We start from the raw sequence: 22,083 nt of genomic DNA on the forward strand, positions 1-22,083 counted from the left end.
ACGCCTTGCGGTCGATCCATACGTTCATTTTCCGGTCAAAACCCGTTCCACTTCTTCCACGGACTTTTGCTTGATCAACGGCGCTTCGCTGATGACCCACTGCGGCATTTCGTACACATGTCCGGCCCGGACCGCTTTGAGATTTTTCCAAATGGAAGTCTGCTCGATCCGCTTCCGGTTGTCCGCGGCGTCGCGATCGCCGTCCGCGCCCGGAGCGCCGACTTCCACGAACAGATAATCGGCGTCGTAATCCGGCAGCACTTCCAGCGAGATCGGGACGATGTCTTCGAGCTGCTCGACGCCGCGCGCCGGGGTCAGACCGAGATCGGCATAGAGGACGTCGGACAGCGCCTGCTTGGGCCCGTGCACGCGCACTTCCTTGGGCATGATGCGCACGTACAGAAAAGTCGATCCTTCCGGCACGGCGGCGGCGATCGCCTGCCGGGCCGCTTCGGCCTGCTTGGCGTAGCCGTCCAGCCAGGTCTCGGCCTGATCTTCGCGCCCGAACATGCGGCCGTAAGCCCGAAGTTCTTCTTTCCAGTTCGCCGAAGGCGAATCAGCAATGACGGTCGGCGCGACGGCTTGCAGCTGATCGTATAGATCGGCCTGCGCTTTGCGGCCCAGAATGACGTCGGGAGCGGCCTGCAGCACCGCTTCGACGTTGACTTCGTCGCCGAGCGGCTGCACGCCTTCAAGCGCGGCGGCATCGAGATAAGGCGGCATGACGCCGCCCGGATACGTGACGGTGGCGTAAGGCTTGAGGCCGAGCGCCAGCAGGTAATCGGTCAGCCGGTAATCGAGCGAAGCGATGCGCGCCGGCTCGGCCGGAATGGCGCTGTCGCCTTTGAGGTGATGGACGGTGCGCACGGCAGGTTCGGCGGTCTTGGCGGCATCGGCCGTAGGCCCGTCGGCGGCGCTGCCCGTTCCCGCAGCGCCGCCGGACGAGCTGCAGCCCGCAATCAGCAGGGCGCCTCCCAGCAGCAGCGAAGCGGACCCGGATAAGGCGGATCGGAAAATAAAGGGCATAGGTCAAACTCCTTCTACGAAAATGATAATCATTATCATATATAAAACCAACTTAATCGTCAAACTGATCCGATCGCCAAACCGTCCGTGCATCCCGATCCGTCCCTAATACTCTTTTACAAAACCTTCAATTCTTACAATATGGATAGGAAATAAGGAATATCAATACGAAATGAAGGGCAATAATCGAACTTTTTTACGCTTTGGCATTGAAAAAAGCAATTGATCGACAAAAAGATGGACAACCTTATACAGATTCGCTAACATAGGAAAATGCAAAACCGCAGTACAGCGGAACCGAATTAAACTTGGAAAGAGGTAGAGACATGAGCGGGTTGGATAAAAAAACCGGAAAGACCGTCGAAAGACCCGGAGAGGGCGCGGCCGGATTTTCCAAAAACGGATTTATCCTGGCGGCGATCGGCAGTTCCGTCGGCTTGGGCAACATGTGGAAGTTTCCTTACATCACGGGCGAGAACGGAGGCGCCGCCTTCTTCCTGCTGTTCATCGTCTGCCTGGTCGTGGTCGGCCTGCCGATCCTGCTGGCGGAAATGACGATCGGCCGCGGCGGGCGCGGCAACGCGTCGTCGTCGCTGTTCAATCTGACGAACAAGAAGCATTGGAAATGGTTCGGCCTGATCTCGATCATTACCGCTTTCCTCATCATGTCGTACTACAGCGTCGTGGCGGGTTGGACGCTGCATTACATGATCCAGTCGTTCGCCGGCGCGCTGTCGGACGTCAACATGGACTACGCGGGAGCGTTCCTCGGCTTCGCGGGCGGCTATATGCCGATCTTCTGGAGCGCGGTCGTCATGGTCATCACGGGCTATGTCATCGCCAAGGGCGTATCGGGCGGCATCGAGAAGTTCAACAAGATCCTCATTCCGGGCTTCCTCATCCTGCTGCTGATCATGATGGTCCGCGCGTTGACGCTGCCGGGCGCCATGGAAGGGGCGGAATTTTTCCTCAAGCCCGACTTCTCGAAGCTGAACGAAGAATCGGTGCTGATCGCGCTGGGCCACTCGTTCTTCTCGCTCTCGCTCGGCATGGGCTGTATGCTGACGTACGGTTCGTACGTACGCAAAGACCAGTCGCTCGGCAAAGCGACGCTCGCGATCGGCGCGGGCGACCTGCTGTACGCGTTCATCGCCGGCCTGGTCATCTTCCCGACCGTATTCGCTTACGGCATGGAGCCGTCCAGCGGCGTCGGCCTCGCGTTCATCGCGCTGCCGGCCGCGTTCGCGCAGATGCCACTCGGCTTCCTGTTCGGTGGCGTGTTCTTCCTGCTGCTGGCGATCGCCGCGCTGACTTCGGCCGTCTCGATCCTCGAAGTTCCGGTCGCCTACGCGATGGAGCAGTGGAAATGGAGCCGCAAAAAAACGGCGACGATCATGGCGACGCTCGCGTTCCTGCTCGGCGTGCCGTCGGCGCTGTCCGTCGAAGGGGCCAACGGCCCGCTCAGCAATGTGTTCCTGTTCGGCAAAACGATCTTCGACCTGTTCGACTTCTCGACCTCGTACATCCTTATGCCGGTCGGCGGCCTGATCATTACGCTGTTCACGGGCTATGCGTGGAAACGCGCGGGCGAAGAAGCGGGACTTACGGGCGGCATCTACCGCACCTGGATGTTCCTGCTGCGCTACGTCTGCCCGCTGTTGATCATCCTGATCTTCCTGTATTCGGTCGGCTTGTTGAAATTCTAGTTCATGTCTTGAGATGCAGGCGTTCCGCTTCGGCGGAACGTCTTTTTTGTTTGACGGCGACAAAAGTTAAAATTTTATAAAAAACGTTCGGTTTCGTATAAAGACCCTCTTCCCGGGCAATGCTATGCTGAAACACGTAAACGACAAGACGGCGCCGACAAATTGGAAGCGCTATCTATAACGGAATGCGGGAGGGAATTCGGTGATGAGAAGAATAACGGCACTTCTGCTCGCGCTGATGCTGACGGTAGTCCTCGGCGGCTGCAATTTGGCGGAAAGCAGCGCAGGAAGCGCGGAGAAAGGGTATATCGGCCTGTCCATGCCGACCAAATCGTCGGAGCGCTGGGTAGCCGACGGCAGCAATATGCGGGAACTGTTCGAGCGGCAGGGTTACAAGACCGATCTGCAGTACGCGGAAGACGTGGTCGAGAACCAGATCGCGCAGATCGAGAACATGATCACGAAGGGCGTGGACGTTATCGTTATCGCGGCGGTCGACGGCAACACGCTGACGGACGTCATCGGCAAAGCGCACGATCGCGGCATCCGCGTCATCGCCTACGACCGGCTGATCCGCAACACGCCCCATATCAGCTATTATTCCACGTTCGACAACTTCAAGGTCGGCGTGCTGCAGGCGTCGTACATCGAGCAGGCGCTCGGCCTCGAGGAAGGCAAAGGGCCGTTCAACATCGAGCTGTTCGCCGGCTCTCCGGACGACAATAACGCCTACTTTTTCTATGACGGCGCGATGTCGATCCTGCAGCCGTACATCGACTCGGGCAAGCTCGTCGTACGCAGCAAGCAGACGACGATGGCCCAGATCGCCACGCTGCGCTGGGACGGATCGCTGGCCCAGTCGCGGATGGACAATCTGCTCAGCGCGTATTACTCCGACGCCCATCTGGACGCGGTGCTCTCGCCGTACGACGGTATCAGCATCGGCATCCTGTCTTCGCTCAAAGGCATCGGATACGGCACTTCGTCCAAGCCGCTGCCGGTCATTACCGGACAGGACGCCGAGCTCGCTTCGATCAAATCGATCGTAGCCGGCGAACAGACCCAGACCGTGTTCAAAGACACCCGGAAGCTGGCGCAGCAGACCGTCAACATGGTGGAGAGCGTGCTCAAGGGCGAAGAAGCGGAAGTGAACGATACCGAATCGTACGACAACGGCGTCAAAGTCGTGCCGGCGTACCTGCTCGATCCGGTCTCGGTCGACAAAAACAACGTGGAACAGGAAATCGTGGAACAGGATTATTATACGAAAGAAGAAATCGGCCTCAAATAGCAGAAAGGAGGGTTCGGCCATGTCGGAATATCTTTTGGAAATGCGCGGTATCGTCAAAGCGTTTCCCGGCGTCAAAGCGCTGGACGACGTAAATATCCGGGTGCGCCCGGGCGAGATTCATTCGCTGTGCGGCGAGAACGGCGCGGGCAAATCGACGCTGATGAAAGTGCTTAGCGGCGTCTATCCGCACGGCAGCTATGAAGGCGACATTTTGTTCGAAGGCCAGACGTGCGAATTCAGGGACATCAAGCAGAGCGAAGAAAAAGGAATCGTGATCATCCATCAGGAGCTGGCGCTCATTCCGTACCTGTCGATCGCGGAAAATATTTTTCTCGGCAACGAACGTTCCAAAAAAGGGATTATCGACTGGAACGAGACGACGGTGCGCACGGTCGAGCTGCTCAAGAAAGTCGGGCTGAACGAAAATCCGCATACGCTCGTCGGCAATATCGGCGTCGGCAAGCAGCAGTTGGTCGAGATCGCCAAAGCGCTGTCCAAAAAGGTCAAACTGCTCATTCTGGACGAACCGACCGCGGCGCTCAACGAACACGACAGCGAGAACCTGATGCGGCTGATGCTGGAATTCAAGCGCGAAGGCATGACCTGTATCCTGATCTCGCACAAACTGAACGAGGTGACCCGGGTCTCGGACTCGATTACCATTTTGCGCGACGGCCATACGATCGAGACGATGGACGTCCGCGAAGGAGCAGTGACGGAAGACCGGATCATCAGCGGCATGGTCGGCCGGGACATGACGCAGCGCTATCCCGAACGCAAGCCGGATATCGGCGAAGTGGCGCTCGAAGTCCGCGGCTGGACGGTCTACCACGAACATCACCCGGACCGCAAAGCGCTGGACGATATCAACCTGACGCTGCGCCGCGGAGAAATCGTCGGCATCGCCGGACTGATGGGCGCGGGCCGGACCGAACTTGCGATGAGCATTTTCGGCAAAGCGTACGGACGCGGCATTACCGGGCAGCTGATCAAGGACGGGCAGGAGATCCGCAACGATTCGGTCAGCCAGGCGATCCGCAACGGATTTGCCTACGTCACCGAAGACCGCAAAGAGTACGGGCTGATCCTGATGGACGATATCAAGCGCAACATCTCGCTGACGGGTCTCGGCAAGCTGACCAGGCGGGCCGTCGTCAACGAGCAGGAAGAAGTGCTGGTGGCCGAAGACATGCGCAAGCGGATGAATATCAAAACGCCGAGCATCCTGCAAAAAACGGGCAATTTGAGCGGCGGCAACCAGCAGAAAGTCGTGCTCGGCAAATGGATCTTCGCCGGACCGGACATTCTCATTTTGGACGAACCGACAAGAGGGATCGACGTCGGCGCCAAATACGAAATCTATACGATCATCCAGCAGTTGGCCGCGCAGGGCAAAGCGGTGCTCGTCATCTCGTCGGAGCTGCCGGAAGTGATCGGGCTCAGCGATCGGATCTACGTCATGAACGCCGGCCGGATTACCGGCGAAGTGAGCCGCGAGAACGCGTCGCAGGAGACGCTGATGAAATATATGACCCATACAGGAGGCGTTAAGCGTGGAAGCGATCACCAAACTGTTTAAAAATAATGTCCGGCAGTACGGCATGATCATTGCCCTGGTCGTCATCATGATTCTGTTTACGGCTTTGACGGGAGGCCTGCTCGTCAAGCCGATCAATATCACCAACCTGATTTTGCAAAACAGCTATATTCTCGTGCTCGCGATCGGCATGGTGCTCGTCATCATCACCGGGCATATCGATTTGTCTGTCGGCTCGGTGGCCGCTTTCGTCGGCGCCCTGTCGGCGATCATGATGGTGGACTGGGGACTGCCGGCCTGGATCGCGGTCATCGCGTCGCTGGCAGCCGGAGCGCTGATCGGCGCCTGGCAGGGATTCTGGGTCGCCTACGTCAAAATTCCAGCCTTTATCGTGACGCTGGCCGGGATGCTGCTGTTCCGCGGCTTGACCATGATCGTGCTGGAAGGCCAGTCGATCTCCCCGTTCCCGGACGGATTCACGAAGATCAGTTCCGGCTTCGTGCCGAATCTGGCCGATACGGCGACGAACCTGGTCGCGATCCTCGCCGGAATCGTCTTCACGGTGCTGTTCATCCTGAACGAGCTGCGCGCACGCCGCGAGCAGACCCGGTACAAGTTTGAAGTATCCTCGACCGGACTGTTCGTACTCAAGCTTGCGGTCATCGCGATCGTGATCAACGCGTTCACCTTCATGCTGGCCAGCTACGCGGGCATCCCGAACATTCTCGTGCTGCTGTTCGTGCTCGTGCTCGCCTACTCGTTCATGATGAGCAAGACGGTCATGGGCCGCCATATCTACGCGCTCGGCGGCAGCGAGAAAGCGGCCGGCCTGTCGGGCGTCAAGACCAAAAAAGTAACGTTTTGGGTATTCGTCAACATGGGCGTGCTGGCCGCTGTGAGCGGTCTGATCTTCGCGGCCCGTCTGGATGCGGCGACGCCGAGAGCCGGTACCAACTTCGAGCTGGACGCGATCGCGGCCTGCTTCATCGGAGGCGCTTCGGCCGCGGGCGGCATCGGCACGGTGTTCGGCGCGATCATCGGCGGTCTCGTCATGGGCGTGCTCAACAACGGCATGTCGCTGATCGGGCTCGGCATCGACTGGCAGCAGGGCATCAAAGGTCTGGTGCTGCTGCTTGCGGTCGCGTTCGACATCTACAACAAAAACAAAAGAGTCGTGTAACGCCCGGATCTTCGGCGCGATCACATGACCCGGCCGTCCAGCCGTATCCGCCCCGCGGCTTTGTCGCAGGCGCGGATACGGCTTCGCGGCGCTTCGGCGTTTGTGCGCGGAAGACCCTTTTTTTCGCTGCGGGATTTGGATACACTTAGCCTAAACGGACAGCGGCGCAGGCCGCATGCGCCGATGCACAGAAGAAGGAGGACGAAGGTCCTTGAAAAAGACGGCTCTGCTCTATGCGCTGCTGATCGCGGCTTTTCTCGCTTATGCCGCGCAGCATCTCTACATGAACAAAATCGACGAGCGTTCGTTCCGTCCGGACGAACTGCGGGGCGAGCTTGGCGAAAATTACGTCATGGTCACTTTTTTGTCGGGCATGGAATATTGGAAAAGCTGTCTCAAAGGATTCGAGGACGCGGCCGAAGCGCTGAACGTGTCGATCGAATACCGGGGCGCCACGCAGTACGATGCCCGGGAGCAGATCACCGTGCTGGAGCAGATCATCGCCAAAAAGCCCGCGGGCATCGCGATCTCGGCGCTTGATCCGAATTCGCTGACCGAGGCGATCGACAAAGCGGTAGACGCCGGCATTCCTGTCGTGCTGTTCGATTCCGGCGCGCCGGGCAGCGCCGCGTATTCGTTTCTCGGCACGGACAATTACGCGGCGGGCAGGGCGGCGGCGGACCGGATGGCCGAGCTGGTCGGCGGGCAGGGCGAAGTGGCGGTTATCACCGTTCCTGCCCAGCAGAACCACGTGGAACGTACGCGCGGGTTTCGCGAGACGATCGAACGGTCGCATCCCGGCATGAAAGTGATCGCGGTCGAAGACGACAGGGGCGATGCGATGGAAGCGCGCGAACTTACCGAAGAGCTGCTGCGCAAGCACCCGGATCTGGCCGGCGTATTCGTGACCGAAGCGGCCGGAGGCAAAGGCGCCGGGCAGGCCGCCGCGGAGCTTGAACGCGATCGGCCGCTGCGGGTCATCGCGTTCGACACCGACAAAGACACGCTCGACATGATCCGCGAAGGCAGCATCTCGGCTACGATCGCGCAGGGTACGTGGAATATGGGCTACTGGTCGCTTCAGTACCTGTTCCATCTGCATCACGATTTGACGATCCCTTCGCCGGCGTCCGCCGGAGACGTGTCGCCGCTGCCGGTCGAAGTGAATACCGGCATTTCGATCGTGACGTCGGGCAATGTGGACGATTATTATGCCCAGTAAGCGCCGCAGATTTTCAAAGTCCGCGCTCGCGCAGGGAATGAGCCGTCTCCAGCCGCCGCGCCTGCACGATTTGCGCCTGCGCTACCAGCTCATGATCCTGTTTCTGCTCATCAGCCTGCTGCCGTCGATCGGCCTCGGCTACCTCGTGAACTGGACCGTCAGCCGGGTACTGGAAACGCAGGCTGTCGACCATACGCTCCAGCTGATCGGCAAAGTGAACCAGACGCTCGACAACGATATGGAAAATTTGCAAAACATGACGTATCTGATCGGCTTCGACGAACAGGTGCGGTCGTTTATGCAGGAAGGCGCCGTGTCCGATACGCAGACGTACCGGCTCAAGCAGTATTTGCAGCGCTATACGACGCTCTACCCGGAAATCGCGGGACTGCTGATCGTCGGCCGGGACGGGGAGTACGTCAGCAACGAATTGTACGCCCGCACGCCCAAGAACCTGACCGAAGAAGGCTGGTACAAGCAGGCCGTGGACAGCGAAGGACTGTTCCAGGTGCTGGGGCAGCCGGTCGGTCGGAATTTGACCTCGCACGTCAATTACCGCGACGACGAAGTCGTGACGGTCGTGCGCGCGGTCGTCGATCCCGACACGGAGCAGGCGATCGGCGCGGTGCTGATCGACCTCAAGCTGTGGACCGTGTCCAAAGCGGCGCGGGACGTCAAGCTTGGCCGAACCGGTTATTTGACCGTCGTCGACCGAAACGGCAAAGACGTCTACGCCCCCGGCGATCCTTACGTGGACCGGCTGCCGTCTTCGTGGTTCGAAGGCGGAGAGACCGGCGCGGTCACGCAAACGGTGGACGGCCGGGAGCTGCAGCTGATCTACGCCGAATCTTCGTTTACGGGCTGGCGCACCGTAGGCGTATTCCTGAAGCGGGAATCGGTCTACGAAGTGGGCCGGATTCATTTCTACGTCATGTGCTTCCTGTTCCTCGTCTGCCTGCTCGGCCTGACCGCCGCGCTGCGGCTGTCGGCATCGATCTCCGATCCGATCCGCGCGCTGATGGCGTCCATGCGCAGAGCCGAATCCGGCGATCTGTCCGTCCCGCCGTACAGCGGGCAGCGCGGCGACGAAGTCGGCATGCTGGGCCGCAGCTTCGACCATATGCTGATCCGGCTGCGGCAGCAGATCGGGCTCGTCGAGCGCAAGGAACGGCAGAAGCGGGAAGCGGAACTGCGCAGTCTGCAGGACAATATCAAGCCGCATTTTCTGTATAACACGCTGGACACGATCCACTGGATGGCACGCAAAAAAAACGCCGGCGAAGTGTCCGAGATGGTCGAGTCGCTGTCCAAGCTGTTCCGGATCGGACTGAGCAAAGGCGGCGACATTATTCCGCTGACGGACGAGATCGAGCATATCCGCAGTTATTTGCTGATCCAGCAGACCCGGTACGCCGGCCGGCTGTCGGTCGAGATCGAGACCGATCCCCGCGCGGACGAATGGTTCGTTCTGAAGCTGCTGCTTCAGCCGCTCGTGGAGAACGCGATTTACCACGGCATCAAAGCGCGCCGGGGACCGGGCCGGATCCGTATCCGGATCGAGGCCGAGGCCGGTGCGCTGCATCTGGAAGTGACGGACGACGGAGCGGGCATGGAGCCGGAAGGGCTCGCGCAGCTGCGGGCGAAGTTGGAGCATCCGCTGGAAGCGCTGGAGCGGCAGGCGTCGGAACGCGAGCGCAGCGGCCGGAGTTACGGCATGCTGAACGTGCAGGCGCGGCTGAAGCTTGCCTTCGGCGAACAGTACGGAATCCGGATCGGAAGCGCGGCCGGCGAAGGCACGACCGTGACGGTCGTGCATCCGCTGCTGCTGGAGCCGCCCCCGGTCCAAAGCGACGAGGAGGAGACAGGATGAAAGAATCGAAATACCGGGTGCTGATCGCGGACGACGAGCCGATTATCCGCGAAGGGCTGCGCGAAGCGGTAGATTGGGCGCAGCTCGGCATGGAAGTGGCCGGGGAAGCGGAAGATGGGGAAGAAGCGCTTGAGCTTGCCCTGCGCCTGAACGTGCATCTCGTGCTGGTCGACATGAACATGCCGTTCCTGAACGGCATCGCGCTGATGCGCCGGCTGCGCGAGCAGCTGCCGGACTGCCGGTTCGTGATCATTACCGGGCACGACGAATTCGATTACGCCCGCGAAGGCATCCGGCTCGGCGTCGAAGATTATATGCTCAAGCCCGTCAATCCCGACCTGCTGCAGGGCATTTTGCGGCGGGTCAAGGAAAGTCTCGACAACCAGGCGAAGCAGGCCGGTTATCTGAAGCTGGCTTCCGAACAGATTCGCCGGAATATTCCGCTGCTCAAAGCCCGGTTCGGCCAGGAATGGGCGGAAGGGCGGCTCGGCGAGGAAGAGATCGAAGAACGGCTCGCTTTTCTGGAGCTGCCTTCGGCAAGTCCCGCGCAGCTGTGCGTCGTCCGCTGGGCCGAGCGGGAATCGGCGCAGTCGATGCTGCGCGAAAGCGACCGGCAGCTGTACGCGTTCGCGATCGAGAACATCGCGTCCGAGCTGGCCGGAGACCGCCGGAACCTGCTCGTGCGGGACTCGGCGGGTCTGCTGCTGCTGTTTCTGTGGGATGCGGCGGAAGACGACCTGGCGGCGTCGATCGAGCGCAGCGTCCGGCGATTTCTCAAAATCGCCGTCAACGCGCATGCGCAGCCGCTGCGGGGCGGCGCGTTGAGCGTCCCCGACGCGTACCGGCAGTGCCGGGACGCCGTGTACAAAGACGCTCAGCTGTCGCCGCTCGTGCGCCGCGCGCGCGAATATGTGGGCGACTGCTACGGGGACCCGGAGCTGACGCTGGAATCCGCTGCCCGCGCGCTTCAGGTGTCGCCCGTCTATCTGAGCCGCATTTTGAAAAAAGAACTCGGCGATTCGTTCGTGGCGCTGCTCACCCATACGCGTATCCGCAAATCGATCGAGCTGCTGAACGCGACCGATCTGTCGATCTGCGAAATCGCGGAACGCAGCGGTTACGACAGCCAGCATTACTTCAGCACCTCGTTCAAAAAGGTGATCGGTGTCTCGCCGAACCAATATCGGCGGGGAGCCGCTTTCCCCGATCAGCCGGCAAATCGCTGAGCGCGCGCAGCGATTGTGGGGGATGCTCCGGGCTTGGCACGGCCGGCCTGCGGTTCGCATGGTTGCGAATCGTGCCGGGCGTGTAATAGAACTTAGCGGCCGGGCATGCATGCCCGGCCGGAAAGCCTGGAGAAAAGAGGGGAAAAGATGGAACAGCCCAAAAAATTCAGCGTACGCTTCGACTGGCCTTATCATTTCGTAACCCTGCCGCTTGCGCTTGCCGTCTTGATCGCTTCGATCGTGAACCTGACACGGGTGTCCGGCGAAGGCGGAGCGACGCTGCCCGCATGGATCCTCGTCGTGATCGGGGTCTGCCTGATCTTCGCGGCGAGCCGCATCCGCGTCTATGCCACCAAAACGCAGGACCGGATCGTCCGGGTCGAGGAAGGCTTCCGGTATTACCGCCTGACCGGACGCGAGATCGACCGCCGGCTGAGCCTCGCGCAGGTGATCGCGCTGCGCAACGCCGGCGACAAGGAATTCCCGGCGCTCTGCTCCCGTGCGGCCGAAGAGAATTGGGACGCCAAGCGAATCCGCTCGGCAATCAAGGAATTCCGGCCCGATACGATGCGGATCTGAAGCGCAAGCCGTCTCCAAGGCCGCCGGTCGCAGAAGCCGAATGGGCAGGCACGCCGGCGGGAAGACAAGCTTGAAAAAGCGGGATCGGGTGTAATCCGCTCCGCTCTCGAAAGACAGGGAAAAGCGGCTCTCCGCCTTGGAGAGCCGCTTTAATCTTTTTGCCGGCAGACCGGCACTTCCGACACGCTGTAGAGCGGCCCGAATCCCCCTGCCGTGCGGCCTTTTAGACGACGCCCTGCGCGATCATCGCGTCGGCCACTTTCAGGAAGCCGGCGATATTGGCGCCGACGACAAGATTGCCCGGGTAGCCGTATTCTTCGGCCGCCCGCATACAGTCGGCGTGAATCCGTTCCATGATCCGGTGCAGCTGCGTATCGACTTCTTCGAACGTCCACGAGACGCGCGCGCTGTTCTGCGCCATTTCCAGTGCCGATACCGCCACGCCGCCGGCGTTTGCCGCTTTGGCGGGGCCGAACAGGACGCCGGCCTGCAGGAAACGTTCGATCGCGCCGAGCGTCGACGGCATGTTGGCGCCTTCGCCGACCGCTTTGACGCCGCCTTCGATCAAGCGCTCCGCCGCTTCGACATCGATTTCGTTTTGCGTGGCGCACGGCAGCGCGATATCGCAGGCAAGGCTCCAGATGCCTTCGCAGCCTTCCGTATATACGGCATGCGGATGGGCCGCGACGTATTCGGAGATGCGCCCGCGTCCCGCTTCCTTGATCCGTTTGATCGCCGCCAGGTCCAGTCCGTCGGGATCATGGATATAGCCGGAGGAGTCGCTGCACGCGATGACCGTCGCGCCGAGCGACTGCGCTTTTTCGATCGCGTAGATAGACACGTTGCCCGAACCGGAGACGACGACGCGGCTGCCCGCAAAGCCGAGGCCGGCGCTGCCAAGCATCTCCTGCACGAAGTAGACGCAGCCGTAGCCGGTCGCTTCGGTACGGGCCAGGCTGCCGCCGTACAGTGGGTTTTTGCCGGTCAGCACGCCTGCTTCACTTGCGCCGCGAATCCGTTTGTACTGGCCGTACATATAGCCGATTTCGCGCGCGCCGACGCCGATATCCCCGGCCGGCACATCGGTATCCGGGCCGATATGGCGGTACAGTTCGGTCATGAAGCTCTGCGTGAAGCGCATAACTTCCAGGTCCGATTTGCCTTTGGGATCGAAGTCGGAACCGCCTTTGCCGCCGCCGATCGGTTGGCCGGTCAGCGAATTTTTGAGCACCTGCTCGAATCCGAGAAACTTGATGATGCTCGCGTTGACCGACGGATGGAAGCGCAGGCCGCCTTTGTACGGGCCGATCGCGCTGTTAAACTGGACGCGGAAGCCGCGGTTGACCTGCACGCGTCCGGAATCGTCTACCCACGGCACGCGGAAAGCGATCAGCCGCTCCGGTTCGGACAAGCGTTCCAGCAGGCCGTGTTCGCGGTAGCGGGGATGCTTGGCGAATACGGGCACGAGGGAATCGAAAATTTCGCGCACGGCCTGATGGAATTCCTCTTCGTGCGGATTGCGCTTGACGACGGTATCAAAAACGTGTTCGACATAAGCCTTCGCTTCGGTATGGGCGGTCTCGCTATAGGTTTCGATCATGGGTACACGCTCCTTTTGCGTAATGGGTCGGACTTTTTCGGGATACCGGGGACAAGCGTTAATCGGATAAAGGCACAGGTTGAAAAGAACGCCGGCAAACGGCCGCCGGGCCGTTTGTCGGCGGAGGTGAATTGGACTATAACAATTCTCTTCGCAGTTCTGCAAAGTGAATCGGATTACAACAATTCACTTCGCAGTTCTGCAGCTGATTTCGGGGACAGGTGGCCGAGCGGAATGTCGAACACGGTACGGGCGCCGCTCTGGCCTTCGGCGGCCAGGCGGACGGCGGCACGGGCGTAGGCGACGAGCACGCTTGCGGTGAATTCCGGGTTGCTCTCCAGCTCCAGCCCGAATTCGATACGCTGCTTGCTGCCCGCTCCGGTCACTCCGCTGCGGATAACGAAGCCGCCGTGCGGCATGCCGGAATGTTCGCGTTCCAGCTCCTCCTGCGTAATGAAGGTGACGCTCGTGTCATAGTCGGCAAAATAGTTCGGCATGGAGACGATCGCTTCGCGAATGGCGTTCTCGTCCGCGCCGTCTTCCGCGACGACGTAGCAGTTGCGCGCATGCTTCTCGCGCGTTTCGAACTCCGGCGTCTCGCCCGAGCGGATTGCGTCGATCGCGGCCTGGACCGGCACGGTGTACTGCACGCCCGCGCGCACGCCCGGCACGCGCCGGATCGCGTCGGAGTGTCCCTGGCTGACGCCGCTGCCCCAGAACGTGTATTCTTTGCCTTCCGGCAGAATCGACTGCGCCAGCAGGCGGTTCATCGAGAACAAGCCCGGGTCCCAGCCGGTCGAGATGACGCTAAGCTTGCCGCCCAGCAGCGCCGCCGTATGGACCCGATCGTAGAACTCGGGGATTTTGGCGTGCGTATCGAAGCTGTCCACCGTGTGGAACAGCGCCGCGAGCTGCGGCGTCTGCTCCGGCAGGTCCGTGGCGGACCCGCCGCAGAGAATCATGACGTCGATCTCTTCCTTATAGCGTTCAACGTCCGACATATGTACGAAACGGAGCGATTCTCCGCGCTGCTCCAGCGACTTGGGATCGCGCCGGCTGAATACGGCCACAAGCTCCATGTCCGGATTTTGCGCAATCGCGCTGCGTACGCCGCGGCCGAGATTGCCGTAACCGGCGATACCGATTCTGATTTTTTGCTGCATGTAAGAATCCCCCCTGATCTAGACGAATGATAGAAATATCTGAATATCCGTTAAGTATAGAAAAAGATAACACCCCGTGTAAACTGTTCGGCAGTACTTTTACAGAAAATGCAACCAAAGACCTATGATTTTCCGTCAAATTCCGGACGCAACCGTTCAGGACTTCATCGCAAGCTCCGATAAGCGTTCCCGCTTCTTTCTGGCGGAGTCGACCGGTTTCGCTTAGAATATGGAGCAAGACGTCCCGATAACAAGCAACAAGCAACAAGCGGCGAAGGTTGAATACGCATAATTCCATCATCGAACGAACGCCGAAGCGGACAGCCGTCCGATCCCGGAGATCGGCAGGCGAAGAAGCGACGGACAAAGGAGGACCGGCTGTGACCGGAACGATACTGATCATTGAAGACGAAGAGAAAATCGCGCGGCTGCTCGAACTGGAGCTGGGCTACGAAGGATACCGGACCGGGCGGGCCGGATCGGGCGCGGAAGGACTGGACAAATACAGGGAGCAGAGCTGGGACCTGATTTTGCTGGACGTCATGCTGCCCGGATTCAGCGGCATCGAAGTACTGCGGCGCATTCGCGCGACCGACTCGCTGACGCCCGTCATTTTGCTGACTGCCAAAGACTCCGTGGAAGACAAAGTGTCGGGCCTTGATCTCGGCGCAAGCGACTACGTGACCAAGCCGTTCCAGATCGAAGAACTGCTCGCGCGGATCCGTTCGGCGCTGCGCGCACGGGCGGCGGCGGGCAATGGGCGGGAAGAAGAAGCGCTGCTGCGCGAAGACGGCCTGAGCGCAGGCAGTCTCAGATTGAACGAACAGACGCGGGAAGTGTACCGCGGCGAACGCCGGATCGATCTGACGCCGCGCGAGTTCGACCTGCTCGTCTTCCTGCTGCGCAACCAGCGCCAGGTGCTGAGCCGGGAGCAGATCATCCGCGAAGTGTGGGGCTACGATTATGCCGGCGACACGAATGTGGTGGACGTCTATATCCGCTACGTGCGCAAAAAAATCGACGAAGACGGCCTGCCCGAACTGATCTATACCGTTCGGGGGGTCGGCTACGTACTCAAGGAAGCTCCATGAAGCTGAAAAGCAAAATTTATTTGTATTCGTCCGTTCTGTTCGCGGCGCTGCTGGCGGCGGCCTGCATCTCGATCTATCTGCTGTTCGAGAAAATGTCGCTGGACGCGGAGAGCCACCGGTTCGAGATGGAAGCCGAACTGACCGCCGAGCGGATCAGCGAATCGGCTTCGAGGACCGCGCCGGACGACCTGCTGCGCGCGTATGCGCCGGCCGACGGGATGCTGCGCGTCGTCGAGCCCGACGGCACCAGCCTGGCCCGCCCCGTGACAGCCAGCGAAGACACGCAGCTGAGCGAGCGGCTCAGCAGCGAACCGTACGCGTACACGGCCGCGCACGCCGCCGAGCGGCTGCGCAGCGGCGGAGAAGGCTATATCCGCGTCTCCGTGCCGGTCATCTGGTCCGACGGCGAAGTGCTGAGCGTGCAGATCAGCCGCAGCATCGCCGATATCGAAGACCGGTTCAACGTGCTCAAGACCGTGCTCGTCATCGTGGCGCTGCTGGCGCTTATTCCGGCCATACTGGCCAGCACGGTGCTGGCGAACCGGATCGTCAAGCCGATTGCCGTCCTGACCGGCACGATGGGCGATATCCGGCGAAGCGGCCGCTTCCAGCAGATCGAGACCGGCCAGCAGCCGGGCGACGAACTGGCGGAGATGGGCCGGACGTTCAACGAGATGATCGGGCTGCTGGAAGGCAACTTCGCCCGTCAGGAGCGGTTCGTCTCAGACGCTTCCCATGAGCTGAAGACGCCGCTTACCATTATCGAGAGCTATGCCAGCCTGCTCAAACGCCGGGGCAAAGAACGTCCCGAAGTGTTCGACGAAGCGGTCGATGCCATTTTGTCGGAATCGGTCAGGATGCGCGAGCTGACGGAACGGCTGCTTCATCTGGCCCGCAGTCCCGAAGCGGACAGCCTGGAATTCACCGACGCCGATCTGGCGGAATCGGCGCAGGACTCCGCGCGCGCGTTCGTGCGGGCTTACGGACGGGACATCGAAGTGCGGGCGCCCGAGCCGGTATTCGTACGGACCGATCCGGCCAAAGTCCGGCAGCTGCTGTTTATTCTGCTGGACAACGCGCGCAAATACAGCGAAGACCGGATCACGCTCGAAGCGAGCGGCGGAGGCGGACAGCCGGCCGAACTGAAAGTCATCGACCGGGGCATCGGCATCTCCGCCGAAGAACTGCCCAAAGTGTTCGACCGCTTCTACCGCGTCGATTCTTCCCGTACCCGCAGCACGGGTGCGGGCGGCTCGGGACTCGGCTTGTCGCTGGCGCAGGATTTGGCGCAGGCGCTCGATATTCGCATCGGGATCCGAAGCGAAGAAGGGACGGGCACGACCGTCACCTTGCAGTTTCCCTGCGCCGGCGCAAATGCAGGCGCCAGCGAACGGGGCCTGCGCGACAAGCTGCCGGCGCGCGGCCGGCGGGCGCGGAGCGAAGACGAGCCAGAGAACGGCCGGCGGACGGCCCGGACTGACGGGTTGGATACCGGCGAAGGAGGCGAAGGCAAATGAGACGAAGAACGGCGGGCATGGCGGCGACGGCGTTGGCCGCGGCAGGTGCGGCCGGTCTGCTGCTGTGGAGCCCGTGGAGTTCCGCGGAGCCGTCTTTGACCCAGGCGCAGGCGCAGAGCAAGCTGCTCAAGCTGTACACGGGCCAGATCGAATCCGCGAGCCGCAGCGGCGACCTGTACGAGATGACGCTGAGAACCGATACCGGGCTGTACACGGTGAATCTGTACGTGGAAGACGGACGGGTGGAATCGATCCGCCGGCTGGAAGCGACGACCGCTCCGACGCGCGAAATCGTAAGCCGGGACCGGATCAAGACCCGGCTGGAGCAGCAGGCCGGGGTGCGGGTCGAGCGCCTGGAGCTTGAGAACGCCGACGGAGGCGAAGAACGCCTCTACGTGGCCGATCTGACCGAAGCTTCGGGAGAGCGGCGCAGGCTGCGGATCGACGCGTACACTGGAGAGACGCTGCAGGACGCGGCGCTGCCCGGCGGCGCTCCGGTCGCCGGCGGCGATAGCGGCGGCGCAAACGGCGGGGACGCCGGCGCTGCGCCGCCGGATCCGTCTCCGGATGCGCCGGGCGGAACCGGCGGCGAAGATCCGCCTGCAAACGGCGGCTCTCCCGAACCGGGAACGCCCGGGAATCCGGGCGGCGGCGCGGCGTCCGGCGGCACGAACGCGCGGCTGCTGGGCGAACGCCAGGCGAGAGCCGCAGCCGCGGCCGCGCTTGGCGTCGAAGTCGGCGCCGTCGAGGAGAGCGACGCCGAACTGCGCAGCGAGGAAGACGGACAGGCGTATTACCTCGTCGACGTCGAATTGAAAAACGGACGCAAAGCCGAAGTGCAGATCAATGCCGTATCCGGCGCGATGCAGACGATTACGTGGGACGAAGACGAGGAAGAAGCTTCGCAGCCGTCTCCGCCGGAGTCGCCGGGTGCGCCCGGCGATACGGACGACGAGGACGGGGACGACGATGCGGACGACGATACGTAGAGCCGTTCGTCTGCCGTTCCGGGCACGAGCCGTTCACGGGATAACTTCCTGTGAACGGTTTTCTTTTTTTCTCATCGAATTCTAATGAAGCTCTCCACGCATTCTCAGACGTGGGGGTTAATCTGATTATGCGGCAGGGAAGAACAGACGCCCTGCAAGTTATAACCGAACGACAACCCACACAGAAGAAAGAGGAGGAGATTAACATGGTAAAACGTAAAGTGATGATCGGAGCGGTAGCGGCTGCATTGACACTCGGAGGAACGGCGGCATTCGCGAACGGAGCGGGTACGACAGGCAGCGCAGCCGGGTCCACGCAGGCAGAAACGGTCAATACCGCGTCAACTTCCAAAAAGATGATCTCGAAAACCCAGGCCAAAGCGATCGCGCTCAAAGCGCAAAAAGGCAAAGTCGACGATATCGAACTGAAAAAACGCGGCGGCAAAGCGTATTACGAAGTCGATATCGACCGTCAACGGGGCGACGTGGACGTCTGGGTCGACGCGTACACCGGAGCCGTGCTCAAAGTCGTCAAAGACGACGATCTCACGGACAACAACAGCGACGACGACCGCGATGATGACCGCGACGACGATGACGACGATGACCGCGTCGGATCGGCCGCCGGGCAAAATGCGGCAGCCGCGGTGAAATATACGGCCGCCCAGGCTTCGGCTATCGCCGTTAAGCACGTCGGCAGCGGCACCGTAACCGACAACGACCTCGATCGCGACGACGGCCGTTACGTTTACGAGATCGACATCCGCACCGCGACGGGCAGCGCCGACGTCAAAATCGACGCCAACACGGGCAAAGTGCTGTGGAGCGATATCGATAACGACGACGATGACCATGACGACGATCGTTACGACGACAACGATGATGACAACGACGACGACGATAACTAAGCGCGCGTAAGCGGACGAAGAAGCGGGATTTCCCGCTTCTTTTTTTGCGTCCGCTATTCCGGGCGTGCCGCTCTCCGATCCGATACAGCCGAACGCCGGCTTACTTCCGCTGTAAGCCGGGCGTAAGGAACATCGCTGGCGGCTCGCGGCTTGAAGCGGTAGGCTGGTCAGGAGAATAAGCGGACCGGGAAGATCCGTATACAGCGGAGGGATATTTATGAAAAGACTGGAATCGATCGACATCGTCAGGGGATTCGCCCTGCTGGGCATCCTGTTCGTCAACATGCAGCAGATGCTGTATCCGAATACCGATATCGACGCAAGCTGGACAGACCGGTTGTTGTTTAATACGTTGGAATATGGCATCAGCCACCGGTTTTTCGTCATTTTTGCGTTTTTGTTCGGGACCGGTTTTTATTTGTTTATGCAGAGCGCACAGCGAAAAGGACTGCGCGCAGGATCGTTGTTCGCACGCCGGCTGCTGATTTTGCTGCTGATCGGCCTCGTTCACCATCTGTTCCAGCCCGGCGAAGTGTTGGTGTATTACGCCATCCTCGGATTTTTGCTGCTTCCGTTTGGCCGGGCCAAGTCGTGGATGCTGCTTGCGGCCGGTCTTGTCGTCAGTGGACTTGGCCTCTATATGGGCTCGATCATCCTCACGTACGGCATGTTCCTGCTCGGCTATTGGGCCGGCCGGATCGGCCTGTTCGAACCGGGCCGGCACGTCAAGGCGTTGTCGGCGGCGTTGGTCGTTGCACTGCTGCTGATCTATCCCGCCGCCAGGCTCCAGCAGTTCGTCATGGATCAGACCGGCCTGTACGATACGGCAAGCGCGCTCGGCGGCCTGCCGCTCAGCGTCTTTTACGTCACGGCCCTTATGCGGCTGTGCGATTTCGCGGCTGTCCGCCGAAAGCTTGCGCCGCTTGGGGCGATGGGCCGCATGGCGCTGACGAACTATTTGCTGCAGACGGCAATCATAGTGTCGCTGTCCGCGGCGTTCGGCTGGAGGGAAAATATTACGCTGCCCGTGCTGTGCGTGGTCGCGATCGCCATTTTGATCGTGCAGGCGGCAGGCAGCATGCTGTGGATGCGCTTCTTCACGATGGGGCCGTTCGAATTTCTGTGGCGGCTCGGCACCTACGGCCCGAAGTCGGTTCATTCGCTGCGGCGGCCGAAGAACGAACAGATGCGCAGCGCGACACCTGACCAGGAAGTTCGTTCCGAATAAAAAGCGTCTCCCCGCGGGGAGACGCTTTTTGACTTCCGATCTTGCCGATCCTGCATGGGCAAGCCGCTTTACTGTTCTTCGATCACGTTCGCCAACACGGCTGCGCGGTACAGAATATCCGCCGCCGCGGCCCGCGTCAGCTGCTCGTTCGGGCGAATGTTTCCTTGGTCGTCCAGCTCCAGCAGGCCGAACGCGAGCGCTTCCTGCATCGGTCCGCTGCTGCCGTCCGGAATGGACGCTTCGTCCGTGATCCGGACCGGAATCAGCTTGAATACCGGCAGGGCGCTTTCGTTCTGGCCGGCCCGAATAAGCAGGGAAACGAACGAAGCGCGGGTCGCCGCGGCGTTCGGATCGAGGTCTTTGGGCAAATCGAGGTCGTTGTACGACGCGATGACGAGCGCTTCGGCGTACCAGGCTTGATCGTCGGCTTTGGGGAAATAATCGGACGCTTCCGGTTTGCGGACGAACTGCAGCCCGCCGAGGTCCAGATCGAACATGTCCACGACGAGCCGGATCGCCTGGGCGTTGGTCAGCGTGCCCTGCGGCCGGAACTGGCCGTCCGCCGAACCGTGCACGAGACCGGCCTGCTGCAGCGCGCGGATCTTGGACGCTTCCGGCACCTGGTTCAGGTCGCCGAACGGCGACGCCGCGTAGGCCGATCCGCCGGACAACGCCGTGAACAGAATCGCCGAAGCGGCTCCGATCGAGATCCATTTCGGTGCGGGTTTCTTTTTCATCATCAGATGCTCCTCTCGCTGCCTGTTATGTCTTCCAGACGGCTGTTCGCGCAAGAAGGTTGCAGCGTGGGTCAAAAAGGAAACGGGGCGCAGGTCCGCTTTCCGATCGCAAACGGCTCAAAAAAAGGAGAGGGGCGCTCAGCCTCTCTCCTTCAGCAGGTTATGACCGTACTCCGCATAGTAGACATTGCCGTTGCGCCGGTCGAGCGCGGCAGCCGTCTCGAACGCTTCGCTCTCAAGCTTCGCGCGCAGTTCGTCCGGCCGGTCCGCCAGCTCGTAGAAGCGCGAAGACGGAGGCAGGTTGAGCACGAAAGGTTCGCCGGTGCGGATCAGCTTGCCCAGCAGTGCGGCAGCGTTGAGCAGGAACATCATCCGGTTCAGCGGATCTTCGTGCGATTCTACCTGCGGCAGATGACGTTCCACCAGCGGCAGGCCGCGCTGCGGATCGACAATCGACAGGTAGCCGATGTGCTCGCCGAATTCGTGTGTAAATTGCAGGTTGTCGCGGATCAGCCTGTAGCTCTTGGGCTGCATGGCTTCGGCTTCTTCGGTTCGTCCCAGACGATGCAGCGGCAGCAGCAGAAACGGAAGCGTCGCGTGCGGCACATGCGCGCAGCTCTCGCGGCCGTCGATGATCGGCTTCGCTTTGCGCACGGCGGCTTCGTCCTGCCCGGTGAGCAGCAGGTAGCGGACCTGTTCGTCCAGCTCGCAGGCGGAACAGTCGCTCATTTCATCTTTTTTGAGCTTGCCGAATTCCCGGAGCGATTCGCCGGCTTTGCCGAGATCGCCCATGTACATCGCCAATCGGAAGCGGTAATACCAATACGTGCGCTCGCCGGCGCCGTAAGCCTGGTAGCGGCGGCGCAAATCCTGCAGCAGCGATTCGATCTGCTCGCCCGGGACGTCGGGGAACGACGGCACGTCGTCGATGACCCATTTGTAGCTCCAATGCAGCGTGTGCGCGTCGAACGCGTCCGGATTGCGGTCGTATTGGCCGAGCATCCAGGAATAGGCGACGATCGCTTTCATCGGGAAACCGCCGAAGCTCGCCGCTTCCACGATCGCTTCGCGTGCTTCGTACCCGGCTTCGACGTCTCCGGCGAGATCGGCGATTTCCGCGGCGCGTTCCAGCAGGGCGATCTTGGCCGCTCCGTTGGGCAGGTCGTACGCCTGTTCCATCAAATCTTCGAATTCCATCATGAAGTCTTCCACG

The 22,083-nt window shown here is 61.0% G+C and carries 18 protein-coding genes; 13 read left to right on the forward strand and 5 right to left on the reverse strand.

Going from position 1 to position 22,083, the window contains the following annotated elements; translation table 11 throughout:
• Positions 1-24 precede the first annotated feature (24 nt).
• Positions 25-1,026 (reverse strand): ABC transporter substrate-binding protein, encoded by a 1,002-nt coding sequence (locus FTE24_RS10675; RefSeq protein WP_150233382.1) that lies wholly within the window; start codon positions 1,024-1,026, stop codon positions 25-27.
• Positions 1,027-1,352: 326 nt separating this feature from the next.
• Here FTE24_RS10675 and FTE24_RS10680 point away from each other — a divergent pair, with 326 nt between their 5' ends.
• The 8 genes from FTE24_RS10680 (at position 1,353) to FTE24_RS10715 (ending at position 11,637) form a co-directional block, all read left to right on the forward strand.
• Positions 1,353-2,732: a sodium-dependent transporter gene (locus tag FTE24_RS10680; protein WP_150233384.1), complete on the forward strand. Its 1,380-nt coding sequence runs from the start codon at positions 1,353-1,355 to the stop codon at positions 2,730-2,732.
• A gap of 205 nt (positions 2,733-2,937) precedes the next feature.
• The gene (gene chvE / locus FTE24_RS10685) at positions 2,938-4,023 is read left to right on the forward strand and encodes a multiple monosaccharide ABC transporter substrate-binding protein (RefSeq protein WP_150233578.1); all 1,086 of its coding nucleotides are present in this window, start codon (positions 2,938-2,940) and stop codon (positions 4,021-4,023) included.
• 19 nt (positions 4,024-4,042) lie between these two features.
• Complete coding sequence (gene mmsA / locus FTE24_RS10690) at positions 4,043-5,602, forward strand: multiple monosaccharide ABC transporter ATP-binding protein (protein ID WP_150233386.1); 1,560 nt, start codon at positions 4,043-4,045, stop codon at positions 5,600-5,602.
• Positions 5,577-6,740: a multiple monosaccharide ABC transporter permease gene (gene mmsB, locus FTE24_RS10695; protein WP_150233387.1), complete on the forward strand. Its 1,164-nt coding sequence runs from the start codon at positions 5,577-5,579 to the stop codon at positions 6,738-6,740. The genes mmsA and mmsB overlap by 26 nt, the downstream gene beginning before the upstream one ends.
• Before the next feature lie 211 nt (positions 6,741-6,951).
• Positions 6,952-7,962 (forward strand): substrate-binding domain-containing protein, encoded by a 1,011-nt coding sequence (locus FTE24_RS10700; protein ID WP_150233389.1) that lies wholly within the window; start codon positions 6,952-6,954, stop codon positions 7,960-7,962.
• Positions 7,952-9,832, forward strand: a complete 1,881-nt coding sequence (locus FTE24_RS10705) for a cache domain-containing sensor histidine kinase (protein ID WP_150233391.1) — start codon at positions 7,952-7,954, stop codon at positions 9,830-9,832. Before FTE24_RS10700 ends, FTE24_RS10705 begins: the two co-directional genes overlap by 11 nt.
• Positions 9,829-11,058, forward strand: coding sequence for a response regulator (locus tag FTE24_RS10710; RefSeq protein ID WP_150233393.1), 1,230 nt, complete (start codon positions 9,829-9,831; stop codon positions 11,056-11,058). Before FTE24_RS10705 ends, FTE24_RS10710 begins: the two co-directional genes overlap by 4 nt.
• A gap of 147 nt (positions 11,059-11,205) precedes the next feature.
• Positions 11,206-11,637, forward strand: a complete 432-nt coding sequence (locus FTE24_RS10715; protein WP_150233395.1) for a DUF6526 family protein — start codon at positions 11,206-11,208, stop codon at positions 11,635-11,637.
• A gap of 223 nt (positions 11,638-11,860) precedes the next feature.
• Here FTE24_RS10715 and gdhA read toward each other — a convergent pair whose 3' ends face one another.
• Together gdhA and FTE24_RS10725 are read right to left on the reverse strand one after the other, a co-directional pair.
• Positions 11,861-13,237 carry an NADP-specific glutamate dehydrogenase gene (gene gdhA / locus FTE24_RS10720; protein WP_150233397.1) on the reverse strand — a complete coding sequence of 459 codons (1,377 nt, stop codon included), beginning with the start codon at positions 13,235-13,237 and terminating at the stop codon, positions 11,861-11,863.
• A 176-nt stretch (positions 13,238-13,413) separates the two neighbouring features.
• On the reverse strand, positions 13,414-14,400 hold the full coding sequence (locus tag FTE24_RS10725) for a diaminopimelate dehydrogenase (protein WP_150233399.1): 987 nt from the start codon (positions 14,398-14,400) through the stop codon (positions 13,414-13,416).
• Between the two features lie 380 nt (positions 14,401-14,780).
• Between FTE24_RS10725 and FTE24_RS10730 the strand changes: the two genes are divergently transcribed.
• The 5 genes from FTE24_RS10730 (at position 14,781) to FTE24_RS10750 (ending at position 20,133) form a co-directional block, all read left to right on the forward strand.
• Positions 14,781-15,491: a response regulator gene (locus FTE24_RS10730; RefSeq protein ID WP_150233401.1), complete on the forward strand. Its 711-nt coding sequence runs from the start codon at positions 14,781-14,783 to the stop codon at positions 15,489-15,491.
• On the forward strand, positions 15,488-17,008 hold the full coding sequence (locus tag FTE24_RS10735; protein ID WP_150233403.1) for a sensor histidine kinase: 1,521 nt from the start codon (positions 15,488-15,490) through the stop codon (positions 17,006-17,008). Before FTE24_RS10730 ends, FTE24_RS10735 begins: the two co-directional genes overlap by 4 nt.
• Positions 17,005-17,997: a PepSY domain-containing protein gene (locus tag FTE24_RS10740; protein WP_150233405.1), complete on the forward strand. Its 993-nt coding sequence runs from the start codon at positions 17,005-17,007 to the stop codon at positions 17,995-17,997. The genes FTE24_RS10735 and FTE24_RS10740 overlap by 4 nt, the downstream gene beginning before the upstream one ends.
• A gap of 206 nt (positions 17,998-18,203) precedes the next feature.
• The gene (locus FTE24_RS10745; RefSeq protein WP_150233407.1) at positions 18,204-18,905 is read left to right on the forward strand and encodes a PepSY domain-containing protein; all 702 of its coding nucleotides are present in this window, start codon (positions 18,204-18,206) and stop codon (positions 18,903-18,905) included.
• Positions 18,906-19,122: 217 nt separating this feature from the next.
• Positions 19,123-20,133 (forward strand): DUF418 domain-containing protein, encoded by a 1,011-nt coding sequence (locus tag FTE24_RS10750; protein WP_150233409.1) that lies wholly within the window; start codon positions 19,123-19,125, stop codon positions 20,131-20,133.
• Positions 20,134-20,201: 68 nt separating this feature from the next.
• On the opposite strand, the gene FTE24_RS10755 is transcribed toward FTE24_RS10750, so the two are convergent.
• Together FTE24_RS10755 and FTE24_RS10760 are read right to left on the reverse strand one after the other, a co-directional pair.
• Positions 20,202-20,870: an S-layer homology domain-containing protein gene (locus FTE24_RS10755; protein ID WP_160441725.1), complete on the reverse strand. Its 669-nt coding sequence runs from the start codon at positions 20,868-20,870 to the stop codon at positions 20,202-20,204.
• Positions 20,871-21,008: 138 nt separating this feature from the next.
• A complete protein-coding gene (locus FTE24_RS10760; RefSeq protein WP_150233414.1) occupies positions 21,009-22,082 on the reverse strand; it encodes a hypothetical protein in 1,074 nt (357 codons plus the stop codon).
• Position 22,083: the final 1 nt, after the last annotated feature.

The organism is Saccharibacillus sp. WB 17 (assembly GCF_008634075.2).
Classification (GTDB): Bacteria; Bacillota; Bacilli; order Paenibacillales; family Paenibacillaceae; genus Saccharibacillus; species Saccharibacillus brassicae.